At 73.9% G+C, this 20,609-nt stretch carries 18 protein-coding genes; 5 read left to right on the forward strand and 13 right to left on the reverse strand.

The window, feature by feature from the left end:
* Nucleotides 1-57: 57 nt before the first annotated feature.
* Together ABZ807_RS08265 and ABZ807_RS08270 are read left to right on the forward strand one after the other, a co-directional pair.
* Nucleotides 58-1,575 carry a YbjN domain-containing protein gene (locus ABZ807_RS08265; protein ID WP_357154778.1) on the forward strand — a complete coding sequence of 506 codons (1,518 nt, stop codon included), beginning with the start codon at nt 58-60 and terminating at the stop codon, nt 1,573-1,575.
* 69 nt (nt 1,576-1,644) lie between these two features.
* Nucleotides 1,645-2,475 (forward strand): isocitrate lyase/phosphoenolpyruvate mutase family protein, encoded by an 831-nt coding sequence (locus ABZ807_RS08270; protein WP_357154257.1) that lies wholly within the window; start codon nt 1,645-1,647, stop codon nt 2,473-2,475.
* A gap of 122 nt (nt 2,476-2,597) precedes the next feature.
* On the opposite strand, the gene ABZ807_RS08275 is transcribed toward ABZ807_RS08270, so the two are convergent.
* From ABZ807_RS08275 to ABZ807_RS08295, 5 genes are all read right to left on the reverse strand, one after another.
* Nucleotides 2,598-4,286 carry a ribonuclease J gene (locus ABZ807_RS08275; protein ID WP_357154261.1) on the reverse strand — a complete coding sequence of 563 codons (1,689 nt, stop codon included), beginning with the start codon at nt 4,284-4,286 and terminating at the stop codon, nt 2,598-2,600.
* Nucleotides 4,287-4,338: 52 nt separating this feature from the next.
* A complete protein-coding gene (dapA, locus tag ABZ807_RS08280) occupies nt 4,339-5,265 on the reverse strand; it encodes a 4-hydroxy-tetrahydrodipicolinate synthase (protein ID WP_357154264.1) in 927 nt (308 codons plus the stop codon).
* A gap of 46 nt (nt 5,266-5,311) precedes the next feature.
* Nucleotides 5,312-6,055 (reverse strand): FAD-dependent thymidylate synthase, encoded by a 744-nt coding sequence (gene thyX / locus ABZ807_RS08285; RefSeq protein ID WP_357154780.1) that lies wholly within the window; start codon nt 6,053-6,055, stop codon nt 5,312-5,314.
* Between the two features lie 134 nt (nt 6,056-6,189).
* Nucleotides 6,190-6,831 (reverse strand): DUF2752 domain-containing protein, encoded by a 642-nt coding sequence (locus tag ABZ807_RS08290; RefSeq protein WP_357154266.1) that lies wholly within the window; start codon nt 6,829-6,831, stop codon nt 6,190-6,192.
* A gap of 4 nt (nt 6,832-6,835) precedes the next feature.
* The gene (locus ABZ807_RS08295; RefSeq protein WP_357154269.1) at nt 6,836-8,065 is read right to left on the reverse strand and encodes a crosslink repair DNA glycosylase YcaQ family protein; all 1,230 of its coding nucleotides are present in this window, start codon (nt 8,063-8,065) and stop codon (nt 6,836-6,838) included.
* A gap of 78 nt (nt 8,066-8,143) precedes the next feature.
* Between ABZ807_RS08295 and ABZ807_RS08300 the strand changes: the two genes are divergently transcribed.
* Complete coding sequence (locus ABZ807_RS08300; protein ID WP_357154271.1) at nt 8,144-8,695, forward strand: GNAT family N-acetyltransferase; 552 nt, start codon at nt 8,144-8,146, stop codon at nt 8,693-8,695.
* Here ABZ807_RS08300 and ABZ807_RS08305 read toward each other — a convergent pair.
* On the reverse strand, nt 8,594-9,904 hold the full coding sequence (locus ABZ807_RS08305; RefSeq protein WP_357154782.1) for a glycosyltransferase 87 family protein: 1,311 nt from the start codon (nt 9,902-9,904) through the stop codon (nt 8,594-8,596). The two genes, ABZ807_RS08300 and ABZ807_RS08305, sit on opposite strands and share 102 nt — an antisense overlap.
* Nucleotides 9,905-9,939: 35 nt before the next feature.
* On the opposite strand from ABZ807_RS08305, the gene ABZ807_RS08310 reads away from it, so the two are divergent.
* The gene (locus ABZ807_RS08310) at nt 9,940-10,521 is read left to right on the forward strand and encodes a GNAT family N-acetyltransferase (RefSeq protein WP_357154273.1); all 582 of its coding nucleotides are present in this window, start codon (nt 9,940-9,942) and stop codon (nt 10,519-10,521) included.
* Between the two features lie 109 nt (nt 10,522-10,630).
* Here the strand turns inward: ABZ807_RS08310 and ABZ807_RS08315 are convergent, their stop codons facing one another.
* From ABZ807_RS08315 to ABZ807_RS08330, 4 genes are all read right to left on the reverse strand, one after another.
* On the reverse strand, nt 10,631-11,524 hold the full coding sequence (locus tag ABZ807_RS08315; protein WP_357154276.1) for a carbohydrate ABC transporter permease: 894 nt from the start codon (nt 11,522-11,524) through the stop codon (nt 10,631-10,633).
* Nucleotides 11,521-12,651 (reverse strand): sugar ABC transporter permease, encoded by a 1,131-nt coding sequence (locus ABZ807_RS08320; protein WP_357154278.1) that lies wholly within the window; start codon nt 12,649-12,651, stop codon nt 11,521-11,523. The genes ABZ807_RS08315 and ABZ807_RS08320 overlap by 4 nt, the downstream gene beginning before the upstream one ends.
* A gap of 68 nt (nt 12,652-12,719) precedes the next feature.
* Nucleotides 12,720-13,967, reverse strand: coding sequence for an extracellular solute-binding protein (locus ABZ807_RS08325; RefSeq protein WP_357154281.1), 1,248 nt, complete (start codon nt 13,965-13,967; stop codon nt 12,720-12,722).
* Between the two features lie 26 nt (nt 13,968-13,993).
* Complete coding sequence (locus tag ABZ807_RS08330) at nt 13,994-15,022, reverse strand: substrate-binding domain-containing protein (RefSeq protein ID WP_357154282.1); 1,029 nt, start codon at nt 15,020-15,022, stop codon at nt 13,994-13,996.
* A 145-nt stretch (nt 15,023-15,167) separates the two neighbouring features.
* Between ABZ807_RS08330 and ABZ807_RS08335 the strand changes: the two genes are divergently transcribed.
* The gene (locus ABZ807_RS08335; RefSeq protein ID WP_357154284.1) at nt 15,168-17,291 is read left to right on the forward strand and encodes a glycogen debranching N-terminal domain-containing protein; all 2,124 of its coding nucleotides are present in this window, start codon (nt 15,168-15,170) and stop codon (nt 17,289-17,291) included.
* 59 nt (nt 17,292-17,350) lie between these two features.
* On the opposite strand, the gene ABZ807_RS08340 is transcribed toward ABZ807_RS08335, so the two are convergent.
* The 3 genes from ABZ807_RS08340 to ABZ807_RS08350 all read right to left on the reverse strand — a co-directional run bounded on the left by ABZ807_RS08340 (nt 17,351) and on the right by ABZ807_RS08350 (nt 20,403).
* A complete protein-coding gene (locus ABZ807_RS08340) occupies nt 17,351-17,821 on the reverse strand; it encodes a GNAT family N-acetyltransferase (RefSeq protein WP_357154286.1) in 471 nt (156 codons plus the stop codon).
* A gap of 253 nt (nt 17,822-18,074) precedes the next feature.
* Nucleotides 18,075-18,848: a 4-hydroxy-tetrahydrodipicolinate reductase gene (dapB, locus tag ABZ807_RS08345; RefSeq protein WP_357154288.1), complete on the reverse strand. Its 774-nt coding sequence runs from the start codon at nt 18,846-18,848 to the stop codon at nt 18,075-18,077.
* A gap of 187 nt (nt 18,849-19,035) precedes the next feature.
* Nucleotides 19,036-20,403: a pitrilysin family protein gene (locus tag ABZ807_RS08350; RefSeq protein WP_357154291.1), complete on the reverse strand. Its 1,368-nt coding sequence runs from the start codon at nt 20,401-20,403 to the stop codon at nt 19,036-19,038.
* Between the last annotated feature and the right edge of the window lie 206 nt (nt 20,404-20,609).

Genomic DNA, 20,609 nt, shown 5'->3' on the forward strand with positions numbered 1-20,609 from the left:
CGGGGACTGGCCGCCCGCGTCCCGGAGCTGGTCGCGGCGCTGGCCGACGCCCGGGACATGCCCGACGGCGAGGCCCGCTTCGCCGAGCTGGACCGGATCGCCGCCCGCGCCGACGCGCTGGGCGACCCGCACTCCGGCCTGGACGCCCGGTTCGCGCTGGTCGAGGCGTACCTGCTGCACGGGGAGCGGTGGCGGCTGGCCGATCCGGTGCGGCGCTGCGTGGCCACCGTCGACCGGGCCCCCCAGCTGCTGACCGAGCGCCCCGGCGACGCCGAGCTGCTGCGCCGGCACCAGCGGTACGCGGTCGAGGCGGCGATCGGCACCCCGAGGGTCGGCCTGGACCAGGCCCGGGCCCTCCTCGACGACCTGGCCCGGCGGGCCGGCGAGCGGACCGGGCTCGTCGCCCAGCTGCGCTGCCGGCTCGCCGACCACCTCGGCGACGAGCCCACCGCCCGCCGCCGGTACGACGACTGGGCCGCCACCGAACCCGACCCGACCGCCGGCTGCCCCGGCTGCCTGCCGGCCCGGCGGGCGGAACTGCTCGCCGGGTGGGGCGACGACGCGGCGGCGCTGGCGGCGTTGCACCCCGTCCTCGACGGCGCGGTGGACTGCACCGACTCGCCGGAGCGGGCCCTGGCCGTGGCGCTGCTGCCCTGGCTGCGCACCGGGGAGGCGGAGCGGGCCGGGCAGGCGCACCTGCGGTCGTACCGGCGGCACCGGCGGGAGCGGGGCGCCTTCCCGTACCTCGCCGCGCACCTGCGCTTCTGTGCACTGGCCGGGCACCCCGCCCGAGGGCTCGACATCCTTGCCGAGCAGCTGCCCCGGCTGGACCACCCGCACGACGACCTGTCCGCGATGGAGTTCGCCGCCGCCGGGGCGCTGGTCTGCGCCCTCGCCGCCGAGGCGGGGCCGACCGGGCGGCGGGTGCGCCGACCGGCGCACGGCAGCCGGCCGGCGGCCGAGATGGACGTGGAGACGCTCGGCACCGACCTGCTGGCGCTGGCCACCGGGCTGGCCGGCAGCTTCGACGCGCGCAACGGCACCGGGCACCAGTCCGGCCGGATCGCCTCCTGGCTGGCGGAGCGGCCCCTCGCCACGCCGGTGCCACTGCCGGACGACGAGACCGGCGACCCACCGGAGCCGACGCCGTTCGCCCCGGCGGCCGACGAGCTGGCCCCGCTGAGCCTGTCGATGATCATCGCTGTGCTGGACCGCCGGGGCGACGTCTATGCCGTGGACGCCGGCGGGGTCGTGGTCGGGCGCTGGAACGAGGCGGTGATCCAGTTCCGGCAGGTCGGGCAGCGCGGCGAGATCCTGCACGCCCGGGTGGTGGCGGCCCGGCGGCTGCCGGCGGGGCGGCTGACCGAGGCGTACGAGTTCTGCAACGCCTGGAACCACGACCGGCTGCTGCCGAAGGCGTACGTGCACGACCTGGGCGAGGGCGAGTTGGTGCTGGCCGGCGACGTGACCACCGACCTGGAGCACGGGGTGGCCCCGGCGCAGCTGGGCGTCCTGGTCGACGCGGCGGTCGCCACCGGCGTCGCGTACGCGGACGCGGTCGCCGCGCTGCCCTGACCGGACCTGCGGGCGGTGAGGTCCGATAGCCGCTGGACGGCGGGCCGCCGACCCTGGTGGACTTGCCGCATGACGACGCCAGCACAGCAGCGGGCCGCCCGCCTGCGCGCCCTGCACCAGCCCGGTTCCCCGCTCGTCCTGCCCAACGCCTGGGACGTCGCCAGTGCCCGGCTGGTCGAGGAGTGTGGCGCGGCGGTGGTGGCCACCACCAGCGCCGGCATCGCCTGGACGCTGGGCGTCGCCGACGGCGGGGCGCTGGACCGCCAGCGGGCGCTCGCCCCGGTCGCCCGGATCGCCGCGGCCGTGACGGTCCCCGTCACCGCCGACGTCGAGGACGGCTACGCCCCCGACCCCGACGGGGTCGCCCGGACCGTGACCGAGGTGCTGGCCACCGGGGCGGTGGGAATCAACATCGAGGACGCCGCCCCGGACGACCCGACCGCGCTGCGTCCCACGGCCGAGCAGTGCGCCCGGATCGCCGCCGCCCGCCGCGCCGCCGACGCCGCCGGGGTGGCGCTCTTCGTCAACGCCCGGATCGACACCTACCTGCGGGCGGTCGGCGACCCGGCGCAGCGACTTGCCGAGACCCTGCGCCGGGCCGAGGCGTTCCTGGCGGCCGGGGCGGACGGCGTCTTCGTGCCGGGGGTGACCGACGTGGCGAGCATCGCCGCGCTGGTGTCCGGGGTGGACGGACCGGTGAACGTGCTCGCCGGCCCGGGCGCACCCACCGTGACCACCCTGGCCGAGCTGGGCGTGGCCCGGGTAAGCCTCGGCTCGTCGCTCGCCGAGGCCGCGTACGGCCTGGTCCGGAGGGCTGCCACCGAGGCGCTGGGCGGCGGCACGTACGCGGCCCTGGCGCCCGCCGCATCGTACGGGGAGTTGAACGCGCTGCTGCGCTGAACGCGGACGCGGAGCGGCCCCCGTCTGCGGTCCATCCGCTCGGGTACGCCCGCCGGGGCGGAGTCCGGGCACGACGACGCCGGTCCACCGCGGACGGTGGACCGGCGTGCGGAGCCGGTGGGTCAGACCTCGACGACCGTCGGGACAATCATCGGACGGCGGCGGTACTTGTCGTTGACCCAGCGCCCGACGGTGCGCCGGACGATCTGCTGGAGCTGGTGCGGGTCGGTGATGCCGTCCGCGGCGGCCCGGTTGAGCGCCTCGGTGACCAACGGGATCACCGGGTTGAACGCCTCCGGGTCCTCGGAGAAGCCCTTCGCCGAGAGGGTGGGGCCGGCGACCACCTTGCCGGTGACCGAATCGACCACCACGGTGGTGGCGATGAAGCCGCCGTCGCCTAGGATCCGCCGCTCGGTGAGCAGCGACTCGCTGACGTCGCCGACGGCGAGACCATCGACATAGACGTAGCGGCTCTTCACGTGCCCGACCAGGCTGGCCCGGCCCTCGACCAGGTCGACCACGTCGCCGTCCTCGCAGAGCACCACCCGGTCGGAGGCGACGCCGGACTCGATGCCGAGGCGGGCGTGGGCGCGCAGGTGCCGCCACTCGCCGTGCACCGGCATGAGGTTGCTCGGGCGGACCACGTTGAGCAGGTAGAGCAGCTCACCGGCGGGGGCATGGCCGGAGACGTGCACCTTGGCGACGTCCTTGTGCACGACCACCGCGCCCGCCCGGGCCAGCCGGTTGATCACCCGGTAGACGGAGGTCTCGTTGCCCGGCACCAGCGAGCTGGCCAGCACCACCGTGTCGCCGGGGGCGATGGTGATGTGCCGGTGGTCGCCGCTGGCCATCCGGCCCAGGGCGCTCATCGGCTCGCCCTGGGAGCCGGTGGACATCAGCACGATCTGCTCGGGCGGCAGCGTGGTGGCCTCCTCGATGCCGATCACCAGACCGGCCGGGATGTTGAGCAGGCCGAGATCCCGGGCGATGCCCATGTTCCGGACCATGGACCGGCCGATCAGCGCGACCTTGCGGCCGTGCTCGATCGCCGAGTCGAAGACCTGCTGCACCCGGTGCACGTGCGAGGCGAACGAGGCGACGATGATCCGCCCCTTGGCCTTCACGAAGATCGAGTCGAGCACCGGCCCGATCTCCCGCTCCGGGGTGACGAAGCCGGGGATCTCCGCGTTGGTGGAGTCCGACAGCAGCAGGTCCACGCCCTCGGCGCCGAGCCGGGCGAAGCCGGCCAGGTCGGTGATCCGGCCGTCCAGCGGGAGCTGGTCCATCTTGAAGTCGCCGGTGTGCAGCACCAGCCCGGCCGGGGTGCGGATGGCCACCGCCAGCGCGTCCGGGATCGAGTGGTTGACCGCGAAGAACTCGCACTCGAACGGGCCCAGCCGCTCCCGGCCGCCCTCCCGCACGGTCAGCGTGTACGGCTGGATCCGCCGCTCGGCCAGCTTCGCCTCGACCAGGGCCAGGGTGAACTGGGAGCCGACCAGCGGGATGTCCGGCTTGTGGGCGAGCAGGTACGGCACCGCGCCGATGTGGTCCTCGTGACCGTGGGTGAGCACGATCGCCTGGACGTCGTCCAGCCGGTCCAGGATCGGGCCGAAGTCCGGCAGGATCAGGTCCACGCCGGGCTGCTCGACGTCGGGGAAGAGCACCCCGCAGTCGACGACGAGCAGCTTGCCGTCGTACTCGAAGACGGTCATGTTGCGACCGATGGCGCCGAGCCCGCCGAGCGGGATGATCCGCAGACCGCCCTCCGGCAGCGGCGGGGGCAGTTCACCCTCGATGTGGGCTTCGGTCACGCGTCCACCTCATTCTGCGACGCCGTCAACCGGCGTCCGTCGTGTCGTTCAATCATTCGGTCAGTTCCAGGCCCGCCGCCGCGCAGTCGGCGCGCAGCTGGGCGATTTCGTCGGCGGTGGCGTCCACCAGCGGCGGTCGCACCGGGCCGGCCGGCAGGCCCTTGGCCGCCAGGCCGGCCTTCACCAGGATCGTGCCCTGGGTACGGAAGATCCCGGTGAACAGCGGCAGCAGCCGCCGGTGCAGGCTCAGCGCGGTCGCGGTGTCCCCCGCCTCGTACGCCTCGATCAGCTGCCTGGCCAGCACGCCGGTGAAGTGCGTCGACGTGCCCACCAGGCCGACCCCGCCGACGGCCAGCGCCGGCAGGGTGAGCGAGTCCTCACCGCTGTAGTAGGCCAGGTCGCTGCGGCTGAGCACCCAGCTGGTGGCGGTGAGGTCCGCCTTGGCGTCCTTGACCGCGACGATCCGGCCGTGCTCGGCGAGGCGCACCAGCGTGTCGGTGGCGATGGCCACCCCGGCCCGGTGCGGGATGTCGTAGAGCATGATCGGCAGCCCGGTGGCGTCAGCGACCGCGGTGAAGTGGCGCAGCAGCCCGCTCTGCGGCGGCTTGTTGTAGTACGGGGTGACCACCAGCAGGCCGTGCGCGCCGGCCTTCTCGGCCGACGCGGCCAGCTCGATGGTGTGCCGGGTGTCGTTGGTGCCCACCCCGGCGACGATCCGGGCCCGGTCACCGACCGCCTCCACGACCGCCCGGATCAGGGCCTCCTTCTCCGCGTCCGTGGTGGTCGGCGACTCCCCCGTGGTGCCGTTGAGCACCAGCGCGTCGTTGCCCTGCTCGTCGACGAGATGGGCGGCGAGCCGTACGGCGCCGTCCAGGTCGAGGGACCCGTCGGCGGTGAACGGGGTCACCATGGCCGTGAGCAGTCGCCCGAACGGGCGCGAGGCGCCCCGGTCGGGGGCGGCAGGGTGGTCGTGCGTCATGTTCCCAACCTAGCGGACGACCACCGGAGGGCCGGTGGGGAAGGGCTCAGGACAGCTCGGCGTGCGCGCTCGTCGCCACCTCGGTGCCGTCGGGCAGGGTGGAGATGACGAAGTCGGCGAAGACGTTCGGGGCCACCCGCTGAAGCTGGCGCAGGCACTCCACCGCCAGCTCGCGGATCTCCACGTCGGCGTGCTCGGTGGCGCGCATGGCGATGAAGTGCCGCCAGGCCCGGTAGTTGCCGGTGACCACGATCCGGGTCTCGGTGGCGTTGGGCAGCACCGCGCGGGCCGCCTGCCGGGCCTGCTTGCGCCGCAGGGTCGGGTTGGGCTCGTCGGAGAAGCGCCGCTCCAGCCCCTCCAGCAGCTCGGTGTACGCCCGGACGCTCGCCTCGGCGGCCTCGACGAACTTCTTGTGCAGCTCCGGGTCCTCGGCGATCACCGTCGGCTCGACCATGGCCGCGTCCCGCTCCGGGACGTACCGCTGGGACAGCTGGGAGTAGGAGAAGTGCCGGTGCCGGATCAGCTCGTGGGTGAACGAGCGGGAGACGCCGGTGAAGTAGAAGCTCACCGAGCCGTGCTCCAGCACCGAGAGGTGCCCGACCTCCAGGATGTGCGCCAGGTAGCCGGCGTTGGTGGCGGTCGCCGGGTTCGGCTTCTTCCAGCTCTGGTAGCAGGCCCGGCCGGCGAACTCCGCGAGGGCCTGGCCGCCGTCGGCGTCGGTCGACCACGGCACGTCGTCCGGGGCCTGGAACTGGGTCCATGCGATCAGCTTGACCTGGGGCTGCACCATCTCCGGCATTCCTGCGACTGTAGTGGCCGGGCGGCCGGCGGGGAAAGTTGGGCTCGCGGGCGTGACAGCGCCCACGACCTGGTGATCGGTACCGCCGCCCGGCCTCGGGGTGGCGAGGATCGCAGCGGCCGGGGTCAGACGTAGAGCGCGGTGAACGGGGCCCAGGGCAGGTTGCGGGCGACGGAGAAGGCCAGCCAGACGGCGAGGAACCCGGCGATCACCGGTGGGCTGATCCGCAGCTCGGGCAGGCGCCAGCCGAACGCCTGCTGCCCGGCCCAGGCCACGAAGAGGTACGCCAGGAAGGGCAGCGCGAAGACGAAGAGGAAGTGGTGCCGGGCGGCGGCGGGCAGGTCGGCGTGCAGCACGTACCAGAGGGCGCGGGTACCGCCGCAGCCCGGGCAGTCCAGCCCGGTGAGCAGCTTGAGCAGGCAGCTCGGGGCGGCGTCCGGGTCGCTGCGGGTGGGGTCGCTGACCAGCGCGTACGCCACGCCGACGCCGACGCAGCCGAGCGCGGCCAGCGGCGCCGCCCAGCGCGGGGAGCGCGCGTGCACGCGGAGCACGAAACGGGTGAGCCGGTCCGGCTCGACCTGCTGGTAGGCGCCGGGCGGCCAGGCGGCGGGAGCGGCGTCCTGCGGCCAGGCGCCCGGGGCGCCCTCGCCGTGCGGGACGGCGTCGCCGGGCGAGGTGGGCACCGCACCGGGCGGGGCGGCCTGCGGCGTGCCCGTGTCCTGCACCTGCTGACCCGGCTGGCCCGCCGACCCGTCAACGCTCGTCACGCGCTCACGGTACACCGGCAACCCCCGCCAGCGCGGCGGCCAGCGGGCCGGCGAGGTCCCCGGCGGCCGGCGGGGCCACCGCGGACAGGCCGAGCCAGCCGGCGAGCCGGTGCAGCTCCGCGGCGAGCGCGACGGCGGTCTCCCCCGGGTCGACGCCCGGCTCGACCCAGGCGGCCGGCACCAGCAGCACCCCGGCCCGACGGTCGGCCTTGAGGTCGACCCGGGCGGTGAACCGCTCCCCCTGCAGGAATGGCAGCACGTAGTAGCCGTGCACCCGTTGCGGCGCCGGCACGTAGATCTCGATCCGATAGCTGAAGTCGAACAGCCGCTCGGTGCGGGGCCGCTCCCAGACCAGTGGGTCGAAGGGGCTCACCAGCGTGTTGCCCCGCACCCACCGGGGCAGCCGGGCGGTGGCGTGCAACCAGGCCGGCTGCCGCCAGCCCTGCACCGTCACCGGCCGCAGCTCGCCGGCCTCGACCAGCTCGGCGATCGCCTGTCGGGCGCCGGCCAGCGGAAGCCGGAAGTAGTCGCGCAGCTCCGGCTCGGCGGCCACCCCGAGCGACCGCGCGGCCACCGACACCAACGTGCGGTACGCCTCCGCGTCGGTCGGGGTGGGCGCGGCCAGGACGGCGGCCGGCAGCACCCGCTCGGGCAGGTCGTACCGGCGGGCGAAGGAGGTCGTCCGGTCGGCGGCGGTCACCTCGCCGGCCCAGAAGAGAAACTCCAGGGCCCGCTTCACCGCCGACCAGTTCCACCCCCAGTTGCCGGTCTCCCGGGGCGCGTCGTGCTCGATCTCGGCGGCGGTCAGCGGCCCTCGTGCGGCCACCTCGTCGCGGACCCAGGCGACCAGCTCGGGCTGCTCCTGGGCGATGCGCCGCATGCCGCCCCAGGCGTGGGAGTGGGCCCTGGCCATCCGCCAGCGCAGCGCCGCGTGCAGCCCCACCGGCACCAGCGACGCCTCGTGGCCCCAGTATTCGAACAGCTCGCGCGGTCGGCGGTAGGCGGCGGTGTCGAGCAGGGCCGTCGGGTAGGGCCCGAGCCGGCTGTAGAGCGGCAGGTAGTGCGCCCGTTGCAGCACGTTGACCGAGTCCATCTGGATCAGCCCGACCCGGCCCAGCGCCCGGCGCAGATGCCGCCGGGTGGGCACGCCGGTGGGCGCCGGGTCGGCGAAGCCCTGGGCGGCGAGCGCCACCCGCCGGGCCTGGGCGAGGGAGAGCGATTCCGGTGCGGCCATCGTCGGGCACCCTAAACCAGCGGTACGACGCCGGAGCGGACGCTGGACGGTACGGCCGCCGAGGCATAGAACGGACACATGCTCACCATCCGCCGCGAAGAACCCGAGGACGCCGAGGCGATCGCCCGGGTGCACATCCACGGCTGGCAGGCCGGCTACGCCGGGATCATGCCCGACGAGGTACTCCGCCGGCTCAACCCGGTGGCCTGGGCGCAGCGGCGACGGGACGTCGGCACCGCCGACCCGGAGCACCCGTTCACCACACTGCTCGCCGAGGTCGACGGGGTGCCCGCCGGGTTCGCCACGTTCGGGCCGTACCGCAACAACCAGGACCGGGGCGACCTGAACCCGGCGTACGGCGAGGTGCTGGCGATGTACGTGGAGCCGGCGCACTGGGGCGACGGCACCGCGCGGGCGCTGCTGGCCGCCGCCCGCGACGGCCTGGCGGCCCGGGGCTGGCGGGAGTACCGGCTCTGGGTGCTGGCCGAGAACGCGCGGGCCCGCCGCTTCTACGAGCGGGCCGGGCTGTCAGCGGACGGCGAGCGGTCGACCTACCCGGTGCCGCTCGCCGGCGGGCGTCCCCCGGTCCGGCTCGACGAGCTGCGGTACGCCGCCCGGCTCGACGGTTGACCCGGCCGGCCCCGGACGCCCGGCCGGACCGGCCGTGGCCGGGACGGCCCAGCGCCGGATCGGCAGCAGCACCAGCAGCGCCAGGCTGATCCAGACGTAGGTGTTGCTGCCGAGGAAGCCGCCCACGCCGGTGAAGTCCTTCTCCCACGCCCAGACGATCCGGCTGATCAGCAGCCCGTACGCGACCACCGCGAACGCCAGCAGGGCGCGGCGCCGCAGGCCGCCGGCGGGCGCGGCCACCGCGTTGTCCACCAGCAGGATCAGCGCGGGAATCAGCCAGACCAGGTGGTGCACCCAGGTGACCGGGCTGACCAGGCACATCAGCGCGCCGGTCAGCGCCAGCCCGGTCGCGTGATCGCCGACGGCCGCCGCCGCCCGGGACCGCCACGCCCAGATCGCCAGGGTGGCCAGGACCAGCGCCAGCCAGGCCAGGGTGCTCGGGTGATCCGGGTTCAACCGGGCCACCACGCCGCGCAGCGACTGGTTGGAGACGAACGCCAACTCACCCACCCGGTTGGTGTTCCACAGCGCCGAGGTCCAGAACTCCCGGGAGGCGTCCGGGAAGAGCGCAGCGGCGAGCAGGGTCACCACCGCCGCGGCGGCCACCGAGGTGAACGCGGCCCGCCAGCGGCGGGTGATCAGCAGGTAGACGATGAAGACGCCCGGGGTCAGCTTGATCGCGGTGGCCAGGCCAATGCCCACGCCGGCCCACCGGTTGCCGGCCGGCACCAGCCGCAGCAGGTCCAGCGCGACCAGGAACAGCAGCAGCATGTTGACCTGGCCGAAATTGATCGTCTCGCGCATCGGCTCGAACGCGGCGGCCAGGCAGAGCGCCACCGCCAGGGCGAACCAGCGGGCCCAGCCGGCCCGACGGGACACCGGGTCGAGCAGCCACCAGAGCAGCACGGCGCTGACCACCACGCTGGCGGCCACGCTGACGGTGATCGCCCCCGGCCACGGCAGGTACGCCATCGGCAGCATGACCAGGGCGGCGAACGGCGGGTAGGTGAAGCCGTACTGGGTGCCGGGCTTGAGGTAGTCGTAGATCTCGCCGTGGTCGTGGACCCAGAAGGTCAGCGCCCCGTAATAGACCTTCAGGTCGAAGAAGCCGTGCCGCACCGCCGCCACGGAGAGGAAGGCGGCCACCACGGCGGCGAGCGCGACCACCCCGACGACCTGCGCGGCCGTCCGCCTGGCACCCTGCGCCACCATCGTCACTCCCGCCCTGCGTAGGCTTGCGTCCCATGGCCATGGGGTACGTCCGCCCGGCACGTCCCGAGGACGCCGGCGAGATCGCACGAATCCAGCTCGCGACCTGGCGGGTCGCCTATCGCCGGATCCTGCCCCGGCACGTGCTCGACAACCTGGACGAGGCGTGGCTCGCCCGGCGGTGGAGCGCGGCGGTGCAGGAGCCGCCCTCCGGCGCGCACCGCGTGCTGGTCGCCGTCGAACAGGCCGAGCAATCGTATCTGGTGGGGTTCGCCGCCTCCGGTCCGGCGGACGCCGAGGCGCTGGCCCCCGGCGAGCCGGCCGAGGCGCTGGCCGACGGCGTGGCGGCGGTGACCGACCTGCTGGTCGAGCCCCGCTGGGGCCGGCGCGGCCACGGCAGCCGGCTGCTCGCGGCCATCGTGGACCAGTGGCGCTCCGACGGCTTCGACCGGGCGGTGGCCTGGGCGTTCGAGGGCGACGAGGCGACCCGGAAGTTCCTCACCTCCACCGGCTGGGAGCCCGACGGTGCCGCACGGGCGCTGGACGTGGACGACATGCTGGTCCCCCAGCTCCGCCTGCACGTCGCGGTCCCGGCCGAGCCGGTCGCCGAGGCCTGACCACGCCCGGCCGCGCGGGTTGCGCGGCGGGGTCGGAGGGGCCGCCCACGGTGGATGCCATGCCACCGGTGGCGGTTCCCGGCCGACGCCGGGAACCGCCACCGGTGGGTCAGCCCTTGTCGGCGCCCTCGTTGGCGCCCCGCACGAAGTACCGCTGGAAGATCACGAAGAGGACCGCGACCGGGATGGTGGCCAGCAGCGCCGCCCCCAGCTTCAACGGATACTGCGTGCCCTTGCCGAGCGAGCCGCTGACCAGGTCGGCCAGGCCGCGCGGCAGGGTGAACAGGTCCGGGTCCTGCACCGAGACGAGGCTGTGCGGGAACTCGTTCCAGGAACCCTGGAAGGACAGGATGGTGAGCGTGATCAGCGCCGGCCTGGCCATCGGCAGCACCACCGACCAGTAGGTGCGGAAGACGCCGGCCCCGTCGATGCGGGCCGCCTCCTCCACGCTGACCGGAATCGACTCGAAGAACTGCTTCATGATGAACACGCCGGCCGCGTCGGCGAGCAGCGGCACCACCAGCCCGGCGTAGCTGTTGTAGATGCCGAGTTGGTTGAGCACCAGGAACTTCGGGATCAGCAGCACCACGCCGGGCACCGCCATCACCGCGATGACCGCGGCGAACAGCCCGGACCGGCCCTTGAACCGCAGCCGGGCCAGCGCGTATCCGGCGAGCGAGTCGAAGAACACCCGGCCGAGGGTGACCAGGACGGTCACCAGCAGCGAGTTGCCGAGCCAGAGCGGGAAGTTGGTGCCGGCGAAGATCCGCTCGATGCCGGCGAAGGTCACCGGGTCGGGAATCGGCGACAGCGGGTTGGCCGCCGCGTCCGGCTCGGTCTTGAACGAGTTGCCGAGCTGGATGACGAACGGGTAGAGGAAGACCAGCCCGAAGAAGATCAGGACGGCGTACCCGAGGAACCGGCTGGCCAGGGTGCGGGCCTCCCGGCGGGCGCGGCGGGCGGGCGCCGCCGCCACCGGCGGGCGGTCGGTGAGCGCGGTCATGACTGCGACCCTTCCGGTACGCGCCGACGCCACCACCGGCCGCGCCGCGGCCCGTCGGTGTCCCGGTCGGCCATCACCCGGCGCTGCACCAGGGTGAGCACGACGATGATCAGGAACAGCACGAAGGAGATGGCCGCGCCGGGGCCGTAGTCGAAGTCCCGGAACGCGGTCCGGTACGACAGGTAGGCCGGGGTGAGGGTGGTCTTGGCCGGCTCGCCCTGGCTCATCACGTAGACCTGGTCGAAGACCTGCCAGGAGCCGATCAGGCCGAGGGTGAGCACCAGGAACATGGTCGGCTTGATCATCGGCAGGGTGACGTGGCGGAACCGCTGCCAGCGGGTCGCGCCGTCCAGGGTGCTCGCCTCGTCCAACGCCACCGGCACGTTCTGCAGCGCGGCCAGGAACATCAGCATGAACGTCCCGGAGGTGGTCCAGACGACCAGCGTGATGATCGACATCATCGCGACGCTCGGCCCGGAGAGCCACTCCCACCAGCTCAGCCCGAACGGACCGCCGCCGGCGAACGCGGCCGGCGCGGTGTCCACCCCGACGGCGCCGAGCAGCAGGTGCAGCACGCCGCGCGAGTCGGCGAACCACTGCGGCCCGTCGATGCCGAAGAGGCCGAGCATGGCGTTGACCGCGCCGGAGTTGGCGAACAGGAAGAGGAAGACCACGCTGATCGCCACCGAGCTGGTCACCGACGGAAAGTAGAAGGCGCTGCGGAAGAACGCCTTGCCCTTGAGCATCCGGTTGTTGACCACCAGCGCGAGACCGAGGGCGAGCACCGTCTGCGCCGGCACCACGATCGCCACGTAGTAGATGTTGTTGCGGATGCTGGTCATGAAGTCCCGGCGGGCCAGCCCGTCCTCGGTGAACAGCTTCGTGTAGTTGTCGGCGCCGACGAACGGCACCTTCGACGTGAACGGGCTGCCCTGCCCGTTCCAGTCGGTGAGGCTGACCCAGAGCGCCATCAGGATCGGCAGCAGCATGAACAGGCCGAGAATGACGATCACCGGGGCGACGAAGACCCAGCCCGCGACGTGCTCGTTGCCCCGGATGCCGCGTCCCGGGCGGCGCGGCGGGCGGCCGGTCGCGGTGGCCGGCGCCGCGGGTGCTTCGGTTGCCATCTCCCCTCCTTCGACTCGCGCCTGGCCGGTGGGGGCGCCGCCGGTCGGCGGCGCCCCCATGGTCGGCGTCAGCCGCCGAGCGCGGCCTTGGCGTTCTTGTCGAAGTTGCCGAGGATGGTCTTCGGGTCGCCGTTGCCCAACCCCTGCAGGCCGGACTCCAGGTCGTTGAGGACGCTGTCCATCTTCGGGGCGTTCACCGGGCCCTGGGCGTACGCGGCGCCGTCGATGAACGGCTTGTCCGCCGGGAACGCGCCGGTGTACTGGTCCCGCACGGACTGCCGGGACGGCATCACGCCGAACGCCGTGGCGAAGGTCATCTGCTGGTCGCCGGCGGTCATCGCCTCGACGAACTTGATCGCCTGCTCCTTATACTTGCTCTTGGCGGCGATACCCCAGCACTGGGTGAAGGAGAGCGTCCCCTTGCCCTTCGGGCCGGCCGGCAGCTCGACGACCTTGTACTTGACGTTCGGGAAGTCGTTCTTCAGGGCGCCCTTGATCCAGTTGCCCTCGATGGTCATCACGGCCTTGCCCTTGCCGAACGCCTCGCCGGACCAGCCGGCGTCGAGCTGCTTGGGGGTGCGGGCCAGCCCCTCGGTGAGCAGCGACTTGACGTAGGTGAGGGCGGCCACGTTCTCCGGGGTGTCGCCAGTGGGCTGCTTGCCGTCCTTGCTGAGCAGCCAGCCGCCGTTCTGCACCAGGAACGCGCCCATCCGGTCCCGGGTGTCGCCGAGGGCCAGCGGCACCTGCCCCTTCGCCTTGATCTTGCGGGCGGTGGCGGTGAGCTGGTCCCAGCTGGTGGGGACGTCGGCGTCGGTCAGGCCGGCCTTCGTCCACAGGTCGGTGTTGATCTGGAGGGCGAGGGTGGAGAAGTCCTTCGGCGCGCAGTACAGCTTGCCGTCGTAGGTGAACGTGGTGCGCAGGCTCTCGTAGAAGTCGTCCTTGTTGCTGATCTTGTCGCCGTACGGCTCCAGCGCGCCGACGCTGGCGTAGTCGGCGAACCGGCTCGCGTCGACGTAGAAGACGTCCGGCGGGGTGCCACCGGCGAGGGCCTGGCCGAGCTGCTGGGTGAGGTCCTGGGCCGGGGTCACGGTGGCCTGGTTGCCCGAGCTGCTCGCCCACTTCGCGGCGGCGTCCTGCACCGCCTTGGTCTCGGCCTCGCCGGACGAGCCGATCAGGATCTGCAGGCTGGCCGGGCCGCTGGACTGCGTGGCTTCGGTGTTGTCGTCATCGAAGCCACTGCCGCAGGCGGCGGTGCCGAACAGCGCGACGGCGGCGAGGCCGGCTACCGCCGCGCGGGTGAGGGATCGAGGTGCCATCGGTTCTCCTGGTTGGGGGAATGGTGTCAGGCGGTGTGCCGCACAACCAGCGAGGGCTGGAGCAGCACGGGGGCAGGGGTCCGCGGGGGCCCGTCGAGGACCGCGGTGAGCAGGTCGACGCAGCGGGCGGCGGCGTCGCGCAGGGGTTGGCTGACGCTGGTCAGCCCGACCGCTGCGGCGACCGGGGTGTCGTCGAAGCCGATCACCGGCACGCCGGCCCCGGGGCGACCGTCGGGGGCGGCCCGGACGGCCGGCGCGCTGGGGCGGGCGGCCTGGAGGGCACCCAGGGCGAGCGAGTCGCTGGCGCAGACCAGGGCGGTCGGCGGCGGCGCTGCGGCGAGCAGGTCGGCGGCCAGCCGCTCGCCCTCGGCGATGCCGTCCAGCGTCTCCCGGTCCAGCCCGGTCGGGTCGACGCCGGCGGCCCGCAGGGTCTCCCGCCAGCCCGCGCGGCGGTCGTCGCCGACGCCGGAGCCGGCCGGCCAGCCGATGAAGCCGATCCGGCGGTGACCGGCGGCGAGCAGGTGGCGGGTGGCCTGGGCCGTCCCGGCGGCGCCGTCCACGTCGACCCAGGGGTGGGCGTCGGGGTCGTCCCAGGGTCGGCCGAAGGTCACGAAGGCCACGCCGCGGTCGGCGAGCCAGGCGGTACGCGAGTCGCCGTGGTCGGTGCCGGTGAGCACGAAACCGTCCAGGTCGTACGCGCTGAGCAGGTCGTCGTAGGTGGCGATCTCGGCGGCGGCGTCGGCGGCGGTGTAGAGCAGGGCGCGGTAGCCGGCCGCCTCGGCGGTCTCGGTGAGGCCGTGCAGGAAGCGGTCGAGCACCGAGCCGTTGATCCCGTCGCGGGTGGGCTCGATCCGTACGGCGATCAGCCGGGACCGGCCGGTGCGCATCTGCCGGGCGGCCTGACTGACCCGGTAGCCGAGGGTGGCGATGGCCTCCTGCACCCGCTGGCGGGTCTCCTCGCGCACGATGTGCGGGGTGTTGAGCACGTTGGACACCGTCTGTCGGCTGACCTGGGCGTGCCGGGCCACCGTCGCGATGGTCACCTTTTCAGCCACTTGATGCCTCTCGACGTCTTGAACGATCCAATTCGGATACGGCAGGATTAGATCGTTCAAGTTTCTGGAATGTTTCGCACTTTGGCACCGCCCCGGACGGCTTGTCAAGAGCTCGTCCGCCCCCTCAGGATCTGGAGTCTGAACCGTGACCGAACGCCAGCTGCAACCCCTGCTGCACGACCTGGTCGGGGTGGTCCTCGCCCCGACCAGCGCGCTGGGTGACCGGGCCGGGCAGATCCGCCCGGCCGGCGTCCAGGGGGTCTTCCACGCCGACGCCCGGGTGCTGTCCCGGGCCGAGCTGCGGATCGACGACCGGGAACCGGAGGCGCTGACCCACGGTGCGGACGGCCCGCACGGCGCGTGCTTCGTCGGCCTCGCCCGTTGGCTCGGCGACCCCGGCCCCGATCCCACCGTCCGGGTCGAGCGCGCCCGCCGGGCCGGCCCGCGCGGCGTCGACGAGGAGATTCGCCTCGTCTCCACGGCCGCCGCGCCGGTGCGCGCCACGGTCAGCGTCGACCTCGGCTGCGACCTGGCGCCGATCGAGGTGGTCAAATCCGGCGGCGCGGCCACGCCGATCGAGGGCAAGACCGGCCAGCCGGGGCAGGTGGCCTGGGCCGCCGACGGCATCACGGTGACCGTCACCGGCGAGGGCGCCCGGGTGGACACCGACGGCGACCGGGCCACCGCGCCCCGGCTGTCCTGGCCGGTCGACCTCGGCCCCGGCGAGACGGCGACGCTGCGCTGGCGGCTGCGGGTGGACGACCCGCGGGCGGTGGTGACCGCCCCGACCGGGGAGTCGACCTGGTCCCGGCCGGTGGTGCAGGCCGACGACCGGCGGCTGGTCCGGCTGCTCGACCGCTCACTGGACGACCTGCGCGGGCTGCGCCTGGCCGAACCCGCCACCCCCGGGGACGTCTTCCTCGGCGCCGGCGTGCCCTGGTTCCTCACCCTGTTCGGCCGGGACAGTCTCTGGGCGGCCCGGATGATGCTGCCGCTCGGCACCGAACTGGCCGCCGGAACGCTGCGGGTGCTCGCCCGCCGGCAGGGCGCCCGGCTCGACCCGGCCACCGGGGAGGCGCCCGGCAAGATCCTGCACGAGCTGCGCCGGAACGAGTTCGCCCTGCTCGACGGGCAGCTTCAGCTGCCGCCGGCCTACTACGGCACCGTCGACGCCACCATGCTCTGGGTGGCGCTGCTGCACGACGCCTGGCGCTGGGGTCTGGCCGCCGACCAGGTGGAGCCGCTGCTGCCGCACCTGGAGGCGGCGCTGGGCTGGCTCGGCGAGCACGCCGACCCCGACGGCGACGGGCTGGTCGAGTACGTCGACACCACCGGGCACGGCCTGGCCAACCAGGGCTGGAAGGACTCCGGGGACGCGGTCCGGTTCCGCGACGGCCGGCTCGCCGCGCCGCCGATCGTGCTGGCCGAGGTGCAGGGGTACGCGCACCAGGCGGCCGTCGCCGGCGCGGACCTGCTGGACGCGTTCGGCCGTCCGGGCGCCGACCGCTGGCGCGGGTACGCGGCCCGGCTGGCGGAGCGGTTCCGCGCCTCGTTCTGGGTCGACGGCGGCCCGGACGGGCCCCGCCCGGCGCTGGCGCTGGACCGGGACAAGCGCCCCGTCGACTCGCTGACCAGCAACATCGGTCACCTGCTCGGCACCGGCCTGCTCTCCGGCGAGGAAGAGGCGCAGGTCGCCCGCCTGCTCACCGGCGACGCGCTGGCCGGCGGGTTCGGGCTGCGCACCATGTCCACCGACGACGCCGGGTTCAGCCCGCTGTCGTACCACTGCGGGTCGATCTGGGCGCACGACACCGCCATCGTGCTCGCCGGGCTTGCCCGGGCCGGCTTCCGGGAGGCCGCGCTCGGCCTGGCGGAGGGGCTGCTCGGGGCGGCGGAGGCGTTCGACCACCGGCTGCCCGAGCTCTACGGCGGCGACGACCGTACGCTGCTCGGCCGGCCGGTCCCCTACCCGGCGGCCTGCCGGCCGCAGGCCTGGTCGGCGGCGGCCGCGGTGCTGCTGCTGCACGCCGCCACCGGGCTGCAACCCGACGTGCCGAACGGCCGGGTCACCCTGCGCCCGCTGGCCGGCCCCGAGCTGGGCGCCCTCTCCGTCCAGGGCCTGCGCATCGCCGGCACCCCCGTCGACGTCCACGTCGACCGGACGGGCCAGCCCACCCTCACCAATCTGCCCTCGACCCTCACCCTGACCCCCACCACCCCGGCTGTCCCCTCCCCCCGCCCCGCCCCCGACTCCCCCGTCCGGGCCTGAACCGGGTCGATCATGAGGTTGGCGGCGGTACGTTGCCGTCAACCTCATGATCGACGGGGTCAGGAGGTGAGTTCGGCGACCAGTTCGTCGTCCTCACGGGCGCCGGTGGGAGTGAAGCCGACGGAGGTGTACAGGCGGGCGGCGGGGGTGTTGTCGGGGTGGTACGAGAGGCGGACCACGCTGCCGCCGTCCTGGGCGGACAACCAGTCGGCCAGGGTGCGGACGGTGGCCCGGCCGACGCCCCGGTCCTGCTCGGCGGCAGCGATCACCATGCCGCCGATCCACCGGGAGCCGTCGTCGTCCACGCCCCACATGGCGTGCCCGACCACCGTGTCGTCGGCGTAGACGGCCAGCGAGGTCCACACGTCGGTGCGCATGGTCAGCACCAGGTAGCGGGCCGCCAGGGCAGCTACCCAGTCCCGCTGGTCGTCGCGGGGCGCCACGTCGGCGACGGCCCGCCAGTTGTCGTCGTCGACCGGCCGCAGCGTCACGTGACGGCCGGCCCGGTCGCGCAGCCCAGAATCGATCATGGCGCCGAGCCTAGGCGCATTCCCACCCCGCGGACGACCGCTTTCCCCCGCACCGACCGACGCGCTGAGCGCCACGCCGGCGACGACCGCATTCCCCGCGCCGACCGTCGCCGTCGAGCCCCGCGCCGGCGACGACCGGCGGACGTCACCTGCCTGGCGGAGCCGTCAGGGCCGGGCTGCACGGCGCCGACCCGCCGCCTGCGGCGCCGACGAAGGGCAGGGTTCAGGCCGCTCGACCCCGGCCGGCGGGCGTTCAGTCGAGCAGGGAGTCCAGGCCGATGGTCAGACCAGGCCGGTTGCGCACCGCGCGGACGGCCAGCAGCACGCCCGGCATGAACGAGGCCCGGTCGTACGAGTCGTGCCGGATGGTGAGCGTCTCGCCGGTGGTGCCGAAGAGCACCTCCTGGTGGGCGACCAGCCCAGTGGCGCGCACCGCGTGCACGCGTACCCCGTCGATGTCGGCGCCGCGCGCGCCCGCGACCTCGTCCTTGGTCGCGTCCGGTACCGGACCCAGGCCGGCCTCGGCCCGCGCCTGAGCGATCCGGCGGGCGGTGTGGGTGGCGGTGCCGCTGGGGGCGTCGAGCTTGCGCGGGTGGTGCTGCTCGATGATCTCGACGGACTCGAAGTGCCGGGCGGCCCGCGCGGCGAACTGCATCATCAGCACCGCGCCGATACCGAAGTTCGGGGCGATCACCACGCCGACGCCCGGCTTGCGCTCCAGCCAGCCGCGCACCCGCTCGATCCGCTGCTCGGTGAAGCCGGTGGTGCCGACCACCGCGTTGATGCCCTGGTCGATGCACCAGTGCAGGTTGTCCATGACGACGTCCGGCGTGGTGAAGTCGACGACCACCTCGGCGCCCGCGTCGGAGGCGTTGAACAGCCAGTCGCCCTGGTCGACCATCGCCACCAGGTCCATGTCTCCGGCCGCGTCGACCGCCTTGCACACCTCGACGCCCATCCGGCCCCGGGCACCCAGCACGCCGACCCGGATCGGCTCGTCCAGGCCCTTCTCCTGCTCGTCAGTCACGGGGCACAACCTATCCCAATCGGGACGCCGTCATCCGCCGGGACCACCCTCGTCCCACCGGACGGCGGTGACCCACTGCGGTTGCGGCATGTCGCGCTTCCGGGGCGGCGGACACCGCGACACGCCGCACGGCGCGGCCGACCGGGCGCGTGGGCAGGGCAGATCCGAACGGGTGCGGGGCGACGGGTCAGGCGGAGAAGTCGTGCTCGCCGAACGGGCCGACCACGGCGAGGGACATCGGCCGGCTCAGCAGCTCGGCGGCGAGCGTGTTCACGTCCGCCAGGGTGACCGCGTCGACCCGGGTGAGCAGCTCGTCCACCGGCATCAGGTCGCCGTAGAGCAGTTCCCCCTTGGCCAGCCGGCTCATCCGCGAGCCGGTGTCCTCCAGGCCCAGCACGAACGAACCCTTGCTCATGCCCTTGCCCCGGGCCAGCTCGGCCTCGGTGATCCCCTCGGCGGCCACCCGGGCCAACTCGGCGCGGGTCAGCGCCAGCACCTCGTCCACCTTGCCGGGGGCGCAGCCGGCGTAGACGGCGAAGAGGCCGCTGTCGGCGTACTGGCTGGCATAGGAGTAGACCGAGTAGGCCAGGCCCCGCTGCTCGCGGATCTCCTGGAACAGCCGGCTGGACATGCCGCCGCCGAGGACGTTGTTGAGCACGCCGAGGGTGAAGCGCCGCTCGTCGGAGCGGTCGATGCCGGGGCAGCCGAGGATCACGTGCGCCTGCTCGGACTCCTTCGGCTCGACCAGGGTGGTGGCCGGTCTGGTGCGTACCGCCGGGGTGGCCGACCGGTGTGGAGCCGGCACGGCCGGGTCGGTGTCCAGCGGCGTGCCGCGTAGTGCCTGGCGGACCAGCTTGACCACGACGGCGTGGTCGAGGTTGCCGGCGGCGGCGATGACGATCTGCGGTGCGGTGTAGCGGCGCTGGTAGAAGCTCTGGATCTGCCGCCGGGTCATCGGGGTGACCGTCTCCTCCGTGCCGGAGATCAGCCGGCCCAGCGGGTGGTCGCCGTAGACGGCGCGGGCGAAGAGGTCGTGCACCTCGTCGCCGGGCTCGTCGTCGTGCATGGCGATCTCTTCGAGGATGACGCCGCGTTCGGTCTCCACGTCGGCCGCCTCGAGCACCGAGTCGGCGACCAGGTCGCACATGACGTCGATCGCCAGCGGCAGGTCCTCGTCCAGCACGCGGGCGTAGTAGCAGGTGTACTCCTTGGTGGTGAAGGCGTTGGTCTCGCCGCCCACCGCCTCGATCCCCGAGGAGATCTCCAGCGCGCCGCGCTTGTGGGTGCCCTTGAAGAGCAGGTGCTCCAGGAAGTGCGCGGCGCCGGCCTGCGGGCCGGTCTCGTCCCGGGAGCCCACCGCCACCCAGATGCCGAACGAGACGCTGCGCATGGCCGGGATCGCCTCGGTGAGCACGCGTAACCCGCTGGGCAGGACGGTACGACGTACCGTGCCGCCCAGCGGGTCGTCACTCAGCGTACGGGTGACCGCCCGGCCCGACCCGGCGCGACCGGGTTGCGTCCCGGTGGCGTGCCGGACGGCGCCGGACGGCGCCACCCCCCGTCGACCCGCAGGAAAAGACGAACGCTGGGCCCGACTCACGGAAACCTGCTCTCAGTTGACGAGGGGTGGGGTGGGACGAACCGGCCGGGGGGGGGGGGGGGGGGGGCGGCGGGCGCGCGGCGCGGGAGGGCGGCAACACCGCCAGCCCTCGCCGGACGGCAGACCGAGAGCCACCCCCCCCCCCCACCCCCCGCCCCGCC

This window comes from Micromonospora sp. NPDC047548, from assembly GCF_040642975.1.
Lineage (GTDB): Bacteria > Actinomycetota > Actinomycetes > Mycobacteriales > Micromonosporaceae > Micromonospora.